Raw genomic sequence first — 10,959 nt, 5'->3', positions numbered from 1 at the left:
TCGAGGTCGGCGCGATCGTTGATGGTGACGCGCGCGGCGTCGACCGCCACGCCGTAATTCTGCAAGGATTTGAAGGCACGGCTGAGGTTTTCCGGCGTCATCCCCAGAAACGAGGCGAGGCGTCGCTTGTCGAAGGGCAGATCGAAGCACGGCCCGCCGCCCGCGCGCTGTTGCTGGCGCAACAGGAAATTCGCCAGCCGTTCCAGCGAGCTGCGCAGCTTGAGGTCCTTCTGGGCCTTGACGACCGAGCGGTAGCACTGCGCGAGTTCGCGCACCACGGCGCGGGCGAACTCGCCATCCGCGTCGAAGGCCGCGCGCACATCCTCGCTGGGGATCAGGATGATGCGGCTTTTCTCCAGCGTACGGGCCGACATCAGGTACGGCGCGTCGCGGATCGTCGCGGCCAGGATGAAGGTCGAGATCGGGCGCACAGTGGCCATGCTGGTCTCGCGCCCGTTCCAGCCGGCATAGAGATCGACCGCCCCGGACACCACGACATGCAGGAAATCCGCAGGATCGCCCTCGGTGATGAGATCGACCTGCGGCGGGAAGCCTTGCAGATAGGCCGCCTGGACGAGGGTGTGAAAGCTGTCCTCGGCCATCGAGCGGAAGAGGTCGAGGTCCCGAATCGCGGGGATATCATCGGATCTCATCGAGTCGTTCCCTTCTTTCCAGGCCGTCCCTCAATTGCAAATTGATAAATGTCAAGCGCCCGGCGCGCCAGTGCTTTCGCGCAGCGCCACGTTTTTTAAGTCGCCACCGGACATGATTTGCGCCCGGATTTATTTGGCCGCGCGCGCTTGCGTCATTTGATCCAGGTCAAAAAACGCGTCGGCCTCGCCGTGTTTCGTCGACCGCGAACGTCACCCAGGATAAAACTCAGGAGACCCTCATGACCACGCTCGACGGTGTCACACGCACGGACCAGTACCGTGCCTTGGGACTGAGCACCTTTGCCTTCACGGTCTGCTTCGCGGTCTGGACGATCTTCTCGATCATCGGCGTGCAGATCAAGGAAGACCTCGGGCTCAACGACACGCAATTCGGCCTGCTGGTGGCAACACCGGTGCTGACCGGGTCCATCAGCCGCATTTTTCTCGGTGTCTGGACCGAGCAATTCGGCGGTCGGGTCATGTTCCCGCTGCAGATGCTGGTCACGGCAGTCGCCGTCTGGCTGCTGACCAGTGTCCAGACCTACGAGATCTTCCTGCTCGCCGCGCTTGGCCTCGGGCTGGCCGGCGGGTCGTTCATCGTGGGGGTCGCCTATACCTCGCGCTGGTTCGAGAAGGAGCGTCAGGGCACCGCCCTGGGCATCTTCGGCGCCGGTAACGTGGGCGCGGCGGTGACGAACTTTGCCGCGCCGTTTCTGGTGGTCGCCCTTGGCTGGGAAGGTACGGCGCGCGTCTATGCCGTGGTCCTCGCCGTGACGGCGGTGCTGTTCTTCATGCTCGCCAAGACCGATCCGGTCCATGAAGAACGCAAGCGCACCGGCGGCGGCCCGGTCTCGACCGCCGATCAACTGGCGCCGCTGAAGAACATCCAGGTCTGGCGCTTTGCCACCTATTACTTCTTCGTCTTCGGGGCGTTCGTGGCGCTGGCCAGCTTTCTGCCGCGCTACTACACGGGCGCCTACGGGCTGGAGCTGACGACTGCGGGCGTCTTCGCGGGCCTCTACAGCCTGCCCGGCTCGGTGTTTCGCGCGCTCGGCGGCTGGATGTCGGACAAGTGGGGCGCGCGCGCCGTCATGTACGCCACCTTCCTCGTCTCGCTCGCGGTACTCTTCGTCATGAGCTATCCGCAGACAAGCTACACCGTGCAGGGCATCGACGCGCCCATCTCTTTCGAGTTCGGTCTGAATGTCGGGGTCTTCGTCACGCTGACCGTGATCCTCGGCTTCATGATGAGCCTCGGCAAGGCGGCGGTCTACAAGCATATCCCGGTCTATTACCCCAGCCATGTCGGATCGGTCGGCGGGCTGGTGGGCATGATCGGCGGCCTTGGCGGCTTCTTCCTGCCGATCGCCTTCGGCGCGCTGCTGGATCTGACCGGGGTCTGGACCGCGCCCTTCATGCTGCTTTTCGTGTTGGTCGCGGTGATGACCGTTTGGATGCATGTCGCCATCCGCCGGATGGAACGCCGCCGGCACCCCGCGCTGGCCGAGGAGAGATACCTGTCGGACGTGCCGGACGCGCCGTTCGAGATGCCGGGACCCGACACGTCGCAAGGCGGACGCGGCCCGCACGCGCAACCCGCCTGATGATCGACAGCCGGTGCGGCCCATCGCGGCCGCACCCCGGAAACCAAGTTACAAGGACATATTCGACATGACCTCCCAATCCAGCAACTCCGGTCACCTGCTGACCGACTGGCGGCCCGAGGACGACACCTTCTGGACCAAGACCGGCGCGCGAATCGCTCGCCGCAACCTCTGGATTTCCATCCCGGCGCTGCTTCTGGCCTTTTCGGTCTGGCTGGTCTGGTCGATCGTGGTGGCCAAGCTGCCCGCCATCGGGTTCGATTTCACCACCGATCAGCTGTTCTGGCTGGCCGCGCTGCCCGGCCTGTCGGGGGCGACGCTGCGAATCTTCTACAGCTTCATGATCCCGATCTTCGGCGGGCGGCTCTGGACGACATTGTCCACCGCCTCGCTGTTGATCCCGGCCTTCGGGATCGGCTTTGCCGTGCAGAGCCCGGACACGCCCTATGCGATGTTCCTGATCCTTGCGCTGCTTTGCGGCCTGGGCGGCGGCAACTTCGCCTCATCAATGGCCAACATTTCCTATTTTTACCCGCGCGCGCAAAAAGGCAACGCGTTGGCGCTCAATGCCGGGCTGGGCAATCTGGGCGTGTCGGTCATGCAGTTCCTCGTCCCCGTGGTGATCACCGTGGGGGTGTTCGGGGCCATCGGCGGCGCGCCGCAAACCCTCAGCGACGGCGGCAAGATCTGGCTGCAGAATGCGGGCTTTGTCTGGGTGCCGTTTCTGATTGTGGCGACGGTGGCCGCCTGGTTCGGCATGGATGACATCGCCGATGCCAAGGCCTCGCTGTCGGACCAGTTGCAGATCCTCAAGCGCAAGCAGAACTGGATCATGTGCGTCCTCTATACCGGCACCTTCGGCAGCTTCATCGGCTATTCGGCGGGCTTTCCGCTGCTGATGAAGACGCAGTTCCCGGATCTCGACATGCTGCACCTGGCGTTTCTGGGCCCGCTTGTCGGCGCGCTCAGCCGTGCGGCCACCGGCTGGGTGTCCGACAAGTACGGCGGCGGGCGCGTTACGTTCTGGACCTTCGTCGGGATGATCGTGGCGGTGTTCGGGGTGCTGCAATTCCTGCCGCTCGAGGGCAGCGCGGGCAATTTCTGGGGCTTCTTCGCCTGCTTCATGGCGCTGTTCTTTCTGACGGGCGTGGGCAATGCCTCGACCTTCCAGATGATCCCGGTGATCATGCGGCGCGAGATCGCGCGGCTGAACCCCCGGCAGGGGGCCGAGGCGGCGCGCAAACAGGCCGAGCGCGAAGCGTCCTCTATCATCGCCTTCACCAGCGCCATCGCGGCCTATGGCGCCTTCTTCATTCCCAAGGCCTACGGCACCTCGATCGCCCTGACGGGTGGGCCGGCCGCGGCGCTGTGGACCTTCCTCATCTTCTACGTGGTCTGCGTCGCGCTGGCCTTCGCGGTCTACACCCGTCCCGGCGGGCTGCTTCACGATATCGAGCGCGGCAAGACCGCCTGAGCCAAGAAAAGGACCATAGCCATGAGCCATATCCTCGACAGACTGAACTTCTTCTCCAGCAAACAACTGGAGCCCTTCTCGGATGGCTGGGGCGAGACCACGTCCGAGAACCGCGACTGGGAAGACACCTACAGAAACCGCTGGCGGCACGACAAGGTCGTGCGCTCGACCCACGGGGTGAACTGCACCGGGTCGTGCAGCTGGAAGATCTACGTCAAGTCCGGCATCGTCACGTGGGAGACGCAGCAGACCGATTATCCGCGTACCCGCGCGGGCATGCCTAACCACGAGCCGCGCGGATGTGCGCGGGGTGCCTCCTACAGCTGGTATCTCTATTCCGCCAACCGGGTGAAGAACCCGTTGATACGGGGTGCCCTGATGCGCGCCTGGCGGCAGATGCGGCAGGACATGACGCCGGTCGCCGCCTGGGCGGCGATCCAGAACGATCCGGACCTGCGCGCAAGCTACACCACGACCCGCGGCAAGGGCGGCTTCGTGCGCGCCACGTGGGACGAGGCGACCGAGATCGTCGCTGCCGCCAACGCCCACACCGCGAAAACCTACGGGCCCGACCGGGTCTTCGGCTTCTCGCCGATCCCGGCGATGTCGATGGTCAGCTACGCCGCCGGAACGCGCTATCTGTCGCTTCTGGGCGGCACCTGCATGTCGTTCTACGACTGGTATTGCGACCTTCCCCCCGCATCGCCCCAGACATGGGGCGAGCAGACGGACGTGCCGGAATCAGCCGACTGGTACAATGCGGGGTTCCTGCTGCTCTGGGGGTCGAACGTGCCGCAGACGCGCACGCCGGACGCGCATTTCTACACCGAGGTGCGCTATCGCGGCACCAAGTCGGCGGTGGTCAGCCCGGACTATTCCGAGGCCGCGAAGTTCGGCGATATCTGGCTCAATCCGCAGGCCGGGACCGATGCGGCGCTGTCGATGGCCATGGGCCATGTCATCCTGCGCGAGTATCACCTCGACCGGCAGGCCGAGTATTTCGAGGAGTACGCCCGCAAGTACACCGACATGCCGATGCTGGTGCGGCTTGACGAGCGGGACGGCAATCTCGTGCCGGGCCGGATGCTGCGGGCCGAGGATTTCGACGGCGCCCTGGGCGAGACCAACAACCCCGACTGGAAGACGGTGGCCTATGACGAGGCAAGCGAAAGCATCGTCGCACCCAACGGCTCGATCGGGTTCCGTTGGGGCGAGGAAGGCAAGTGGAACCTCGAGGACCGCGCGGGCCAGGCCGAGACGCGTCTGCGCCTGACCAACATCCTCGACAGCGATCACGACGAGATCGTCGGCGTCGATTTCCCGTATTTCGGGGGGGCTGCCACCGGGGCGTTCGTCAAATGCGACCACCCCGACGTGCTGACCCGCAACATCCCCGCCAAGCGGGTGACGCTGGCCGACGGCTCCGACGCGCTGGTCGCCACGGTGTTCGATCTGTTCTGCGCCAATTACGGGCTCGACCGCGGCCTTGGCGGTGACTGGGTGTCGCAGGACTTCACCGAGGACAAGCCCTACACCCCCGCCTGGGCCGAGAAGATCACCGGGGTCGCGGCCGAGAAGATCATCGCTGTCGCCCGAGAATTCGCCGGCAATGCGGAGAAGACGCAAGGCAAGTCGATGGTCATCCTCGGGGCCGGTCTGAACCACTGGTATCACATGGACATGAACTATCGCGGCATCATCAACATGCTGGTGATGTGCGGTTGCATCGGCCACGAGGGTGGCGGCTGGTCGCATTACGTGGGCCAGGAAAAGCTGCGCCCGCAGACCGGGTGGCAACCGCTCGCCTTCGCGCTCGACTGGAACCGCCCGCCGCGGCACATGAACTCGACCAGTGCGTGGTACGCCCATACCGACCAGTGGCGCTACGAGACCTTGCGCGCGGGCGAGATCCTGTCGCCCACGGCGCCCGAGGGCGACTGGGACGTGTCACTGATCGACTACAACATCCGCGCCGAACGCATGGGCTGGCTGCCCTCCGCGCCGCAGCTGAAGACCAACCCGCTGGAGGTGTCGAAAGCCGCCAAGAAGGCCGGCAAGGAGATCCCGGCCTACGTCGCCGAGCAGTTGAAATCCGGCGATCTGCAAATGTCCTGCGAGGATCCCGACGCACCGGAAAACTGGCCGCGCAACCTGTTCGTCTGGCGGTCGAACCTGCTGGGGTCCAGCGGCAAGGGGCACGAATATTTCCTTAAGCACCTGCTGGGCACCGATCACGGCGTGATGGGCAAGGATCTGGGCGAGGAAGGCGGCGTGATGCCGGTCGAGGCCGCGTGGCACGAAGAGGCCCCGAAGGGCAAGCTGGACCTGCTTGTGGCGATCGATTTCCGCATGTCCACGACCTGCGTCTATTCCGACATCGTCCTGCCGACCGCCAGTTGGTACGAAAAGGACGACATGAACACGAGCGACATGCACCCGTTCATCCACCCGCTGCAGGCCGCCGTGGACCCGGCCTACGAGTCGCGCTCGGACTGGGACATCTTCAAGTCCATCGCGCGCAAGTTCTCCGAGGTCGCGCCCGAGGTTCTGGGCGTCGAGACGGATGTGGTGCAGGTTCCGCTACTGCACGACACGCCAGGCGAGCTGGCGCAGGCGTATGTCCGCGACTGGAAGAAGGGCGAGTGCGACCTGATCCCCGGCAAGACCGCGCCCAATTATGTCGCGGTGGAACGGGATTATCCCAACCTCTACCGTAAATTCACCGCCATCGGGCCGCTTCTTGATAAGCTCGGCAATGGCGGCAAGGGCATCACCTGGAAAACCGGCGAAGAGGTGCAAGCCTTGCGCGATCTCAACGGTGTGGTGCTGGACGAGGGCGTCGCGAAAGGTCAGCCCAGGCTGGAGACGGCCATCGACGCCTGCGAGATGATCCTGATGCTCGCGCCCGAGACCAACGGCCATGTCGCCGTCAAGGCGTGGCACGAGCTTGAGAAACCCACCGGACGGCAGCACGCGCATCTCGCGGAAGGATCGCATCACACCAAGATCCGCTTTCGCGACATCGCGGCGCAACCGCGCAAGATCATCTCGTCGCCCACCTGGTCGGGCATCGAAAGCGAGACGGTCAGCTACAATGCCGGCTACACCAATGTCCACGAGCTGATCCCGTGGCGTACGCTGACGGGCCGACAACAGCTTTATCAGGATCACCTGTGGATGCGCGCCTTCGGCGAGGGCTTCGTCGGCTACCGCCCGCCGGTGGACCTGAAGACCATAACCGCCGCCGTCAACAACGACGCCGCCGAAGGCAGCCCGCATGTCGTGCTGAACTTCATCACGCCGCACCAGAAATGGGGGATCCACTCGACCTATACCGACAACCTGCTGATGCTGACGCTCAACCGCGGCGGGCCGGTCGTGTGGATGTCCGAGGTCGATGCGCAAAAGGCCGGGCTGGAGGATAACGACTGGGTCGAGGCCTACAACATCAACGGCGCGCTGACCGCGCGGGTGGTGGTCTCCCAGCGGATCAAGCAGGGCACGCTGTTCATGTATCACGCGCAGGAAAAGATCGTGAACACGCCCGGATCGGAAAAGACCGGTCATCGCGGCGGCATCCACAACTCGGTCACGCGCGCGACGCTGAAACCGACGCACATGATCGGAGGCTACGCGCAGCTTTCGTATGGGTTCAACTATTACGGCACCGTCGGCAGCAATCGCGACGAGTTCGTGATCGTGCGCAAGATGAAGAACGTCGACTGGCTGGATACGCCCAAACCCAGACCGATCGCCAGTACCGGCATCAACAAGGTGGAGACGGTGAAATGAGAGTACGCGCACAAATCGGCAAGGTCTTGAACCTCGATAAATGCATCGGGTGTCACACCTGCTCGGTCACCTGCAAGAACGTCTGGACCAGCCGCGACGGCGTCGAATACGCGTGGTTCAACAATGTCGAGACCAAGCCCGGCACCGGCTATCCGACCGACTGGGAAAACCAGAAACGCTGGAACGGTGGCTGGGTGCGCAATGCCAAGGGCACGTTGCAGCCCAAGCAGGGCTCCAAGTGGCGGATCCTCGCGAACATCTTTGCCAATCCCGACATGCCCGAGATCGACGACTATTACGAGCCGTTCGATTTCGACTACGACCACCTGAAATCCGCGCCGGACATGGATCACTTCCCGACCGCGCGCCCGCGCTCGCGGATCACCGGAGAGCCGATGGACAAGATCGAGAAGGGCCCGAACTGGGAAGAGATCCTCGGCGGCGAGTTCTCGAAGCGGTCGAAGGATTACAACTTCGGAGACATCCAGAAGCAGATCTACGGAGAATATGAAAACACCTTCATGATGTACCTGCCGCGTCTGTGCGAGCATTGCCTCAACCCGACCTGTTCGGCGTCCTGCCCGTCGGGGGCGATCTACAAGCGCGAGGAGGACGGCATCGTCCTCATCGACCAGGAGAAATGCCGCGGCTGGCGGATGTGCATCTCGGGCTGTCCCTACAAGAAGATCTATTACAACTGGGACACCGGCAAATCGGAAAAATGCACCTTCTGCTATCCGCGCATCGAGAGCGGCCAGCCCACGGTCTGTTCGGAAACCTGCGTCGGGCGCATCCGCTATCTCGGCGTGATCCTCTATGACGCCGACAAGATAGAGGAGGCCGCAAATGCCGAGCGCGAGACCGACCTCTACGGCGCGCAGATGGACGTGTTCCTCGATCCCAACGACCCCGAGGTGATCGCCGCCGCCCTGCGCGACGGCGTGCCCGAGGACTGGATCGAGGCCGCCAAGGTCAGCCCGGTCTGGAAGATGGCGATGGACTGGAAGGTCGCCTTCCCGCTGCATCCCGAATACCGGACGCTGCCGATGGTCTGGTACATCCCGCCGCTTTCGCCCATCCAGAACGCGGCACAGGCTGGCCAGATCGCGATGAGCGACGAGATGCCCGACGTGCGCAGCTTGCGCATTCCGGTGCAATACCTCGCCAACATGCTGACCGCCGGCGACGAGGAGCCGATCGTGCAGGCGCTGGAGCGGATGTCGGCGATGCGGCTCTACATGCGCGCGCTGTCGGTGGACGGCGTGCGTGACGAGGCGATCGCCGCCCGCGTCGGCATGTCCGGCCGGGTGATCGAGGACATGTACAAGATCATGGCCATCGCCGATTACGAGGATCGCTTCGTGATCCCCACCGCGCACCGCGAACAGGTCGAGGACGGCGAGGATATCCGCGGCGGCTGCGGCTTCACCGACGGCAATGGCTGCTCTACGGGATCGCAGAACAAGTACTCGCTGTTCGGCGGCAAGAAGAAAAAGACCCTCACCCTGCCGACGGAGACATTCTGATGATGGACCGGACACTCAAGGCGCTGTCGCTGCTGCTCAGCTATCCGACAGTGGAATTGCAGGCGGGCATGCCCGAGATCGGCGCGGCGGTCACGGCCGATGCGCGCCTGACACCGGCGTTGCGCGACGCGCTGCGCCCCCTGCTGGCGCGGTTGGCGCAGGGCGACATCTACGATCTGCAGGAAAGTTACGTCATGCTGTTCGATCGTTCGCGCACCCTGTCGCTGAACCTCTTCGAACATGTGCATGGCGAAAGCCGTGATCGTGGCGGGGCGATGGTCAGCCTGATGGAGACCTACCGCGCCGCCGGGTTCGAGCCCGCGACCACCGAACTGCCCGACCACCTGCCGGTGCTGCTGGAATATCTCGCGACCCGGCCAGCGGCCGAGGTCGAGGACGTGCTGCAGGATGCAGCACATATCCTCGCCGCCATCGAGGAGCGCCTGACCCGGCGCGACAGCCTTTACGCGCCGCTGTTCCCGGCGCTGATCCAGCTTGCGCACACGCAGGCAGACAGCGAGGCCGTGGCCGAACTTCTGGCAGAGCCGGACGACGATCCCACGGATCTCGAGGCGCTCGATGCCGTCTGGGAAGAGGCCGAGGTCACCTTCGGCCCCGACCCCAATGCCGGCTGCCCGCAGGTGCGCGACATGCTCGCGCAGATGGACCCCGGGACCCCCGCAAAGGACCGTGCCTCGCACGCCGCTGAATAGGAGCAGATCCAATGTTCGGAAATTTCGATATCAACTACCTGATCTTCGGCATCCTGCCCTATGCGGTTCTGGCCGTCGCGCTGATCGGGACCATCGCGCGCTACGAGCGTGATCCCTTCACCTGGAAATCATCCTCCAGCCAGCTTCTGCGGCGCAAGCAGCTGATGTGGGGCTCGGTCCTCTTTCACGTGGGCATCATCGTGCTGTTCTTCGGTCACCTGATCGGGCTTTTCACGCCGATCTGGGTGCTTGATGCCCTCGGCATCAGCTACGGCTTCAAGCAGTGGGTGGCGGTGATACTCGGCGGGACGGCCGGGATCGCGGCGTTCGTGGGCGCCAGCATGCTGCTGCACCGGCGGCTGTTCGACACCCGCATCCGGGTCAATTCCAGCTATGCCGATATCGGCATCCTCGCGATCCTGTGGCTGCAGATCGTCATCGGCATGGGCACCATCATCCTCACGCTGCAGCACATGGACGGCGGCAAGATGGTGCTGTTCATGACATGGTCGCAAAGCGTGATGGGTCTGCAGCTCAACGCGTGGGAGCAGGTGATCAACGTGCACTGGCTCTACAAGGCGCATATCCTGCTGGGCATGGTGATCGTGGCGCTGTTCCCGTTCACCCGTCTGGTGCACATGCTGTCGATCCCGCTGCGCTATGTCACCCTGCGCCCCGGCTACCAGATCGTGCGCTCGCGGCGCACGCGTCCGCTGGCCGACCGCCGCCGCGCGATAGACCGGGCCGAGGCGCCCAAGGGCCCGTCGCCCAAGACCACCCCCGCGGAGTGAGCCTGATGAACGCCCTCTTTCCCGACGTCGTCGTCAACAATGAGACCATCGCCCCGGCCGCCATCGCGGCCGAGGCCCAGAACCATCCCGGCCCCGCGGGCAAGCCCGGCATCGCCTGGCGCAAGGCCGCGCAGGCGCTGACAATCCGCGCCCTGCTGCTGCAGGAAGCGGCCCGTCGGGGTCTGCAGGCCGAGGTGCAGGAACTGGCCCCCGGCCGGTTCGAGACCGAGGACGAGGCGACGATCCGCACGCTTCTCGAAGAGGCGGTCGAGCCAGCGGAAGTGACCGAGGCGCAGATCCACGCGGAATGGGCGCGCGATCCCGAGCGCTTCCGCTCGGCGCCGCTGTGGGACGTGTCGCATATCCTGTGCGCCTGCGATCCGCGCGACGAGGAGGGTAGCGCTGC

General features: G+C 64.4%; 7 protein-coding genes and 1 pseudogene. 7 read left to right on the top strand and 1 reads right to left on the bottom strand.

The genetic code is table 11. The features are described from left to right. On the bottom strand, positions 1-653 hold a 653-nt coding region (locus tag ACROSR_RS19390; protein ID WP_432687534.1), incomplete at its 3' end, for a helix-turn-helix domain-containing protein. Positions 654-892: 239 nt separating this feature from the next. On the opposite strand from ACROSR_RS19390, the gene ACROSR_RS19385 reads away from it, so the two are divergent. From ACROSR_RS19385 to ACROSR_RS19355, 7 genes and pseudogenes are all read left to right on the top strand, one after another. Further along, positions 893-2,257 carry an MFS transporter gene (locus ACROSR_RS19385; RefSeq protein ID WP_432687533.1) on the top strand — a complete coding sequence of 455 codons (1,365 nt, stop codon included), beginning with the start codon at positions 893-895 and terminating at the stop codon, positions 2,255-2,257. 67 nt (positions 2,258-2,324) lie between these two features. Beyond that, positions 2,325-3,731 carry a NarK family nitrate/nitrite MFS transporter gene (locus tag ACROSR_RS19380; protein WP_432687532.1) on the top strand — a complete coding sequence of 469 codons (1,407 nt, stop codon included), beginning with the start codon at positions 2,325-2,327 and terminating at the stop codon, positions 3,729-3,731. Positions 3,732-3,752: 21 nt separating this feature from the next. Next, entirely contained in the window at positions 3,753-7,523 is a 3,771-nt protein-coding gene (locus ACROSR_RS19375) for a nitrate reductase subunit alpha (RefSeq protein ID WP_432687531.1), read from the top strand. Beyond that, on the top strand, positions 7,520-9,049 hold the full coding sequence (gene narH / locus ACROSR_RS19370; protein ID WP_432687530.1) for a nitrate reductase subunit beta: 1,530 nt from the start codon (positions 7,520-7,522) through the stop codon (positions 9,047-9,049). The genes ACROSR_RS19375 and narH overlap by 4 nt, the downstream gene beginning before the upstream one ends. Continuing rightward, positions 9,049-9,762, top strand: a complete 714-nt coding sequence (narJ, locus tag ACROSR_RS19365) for a nitrate reductase molybdenum cofactor assembly chaperone (protein WP_432687529.1) — start codon at positions 9,049-9,051, stop codon at positions 9,760-9,762. The genes narH and narJ overlap by 1 nt, the downstream gene beginning before the upstream one ends. An 11-nt stretch (positions 9,763-9,773) precedes the next feature. Then, positions 9,774-10,553: a respiratory nitrate reductase subunit gamma gene (gene narI / locus ACROSR_RS19360; RefSeq protein ID WP_432687528.1), complete on the top strand. Its 780-nt coding sequence runs from the start codon at positions 9,774-9,776 to the stop codon at positions 10,551-10,553. Positions 10,554-10,558: 5 nt separating this feature from the next. Then, positions 10,559-10,959: pseudogene (locus tag ACROSR_RS19355) on the top strand (peptidylprolyl isomerase); the annotation flags it as partial.

The organism is Roseovarius tibetensis (genome assembly GCF_050896375.1).
Taxonomy (GTDB): Bacteria; Pseudomonadota; Alphaproteobacteria; order Rhodobacterales; family Rhodobacteraceae; genus Roseovarius; species Roseovarius tibetensis.
This window is presented reverse-complemented; position numbering and strand designations above follow the sequence as displayed.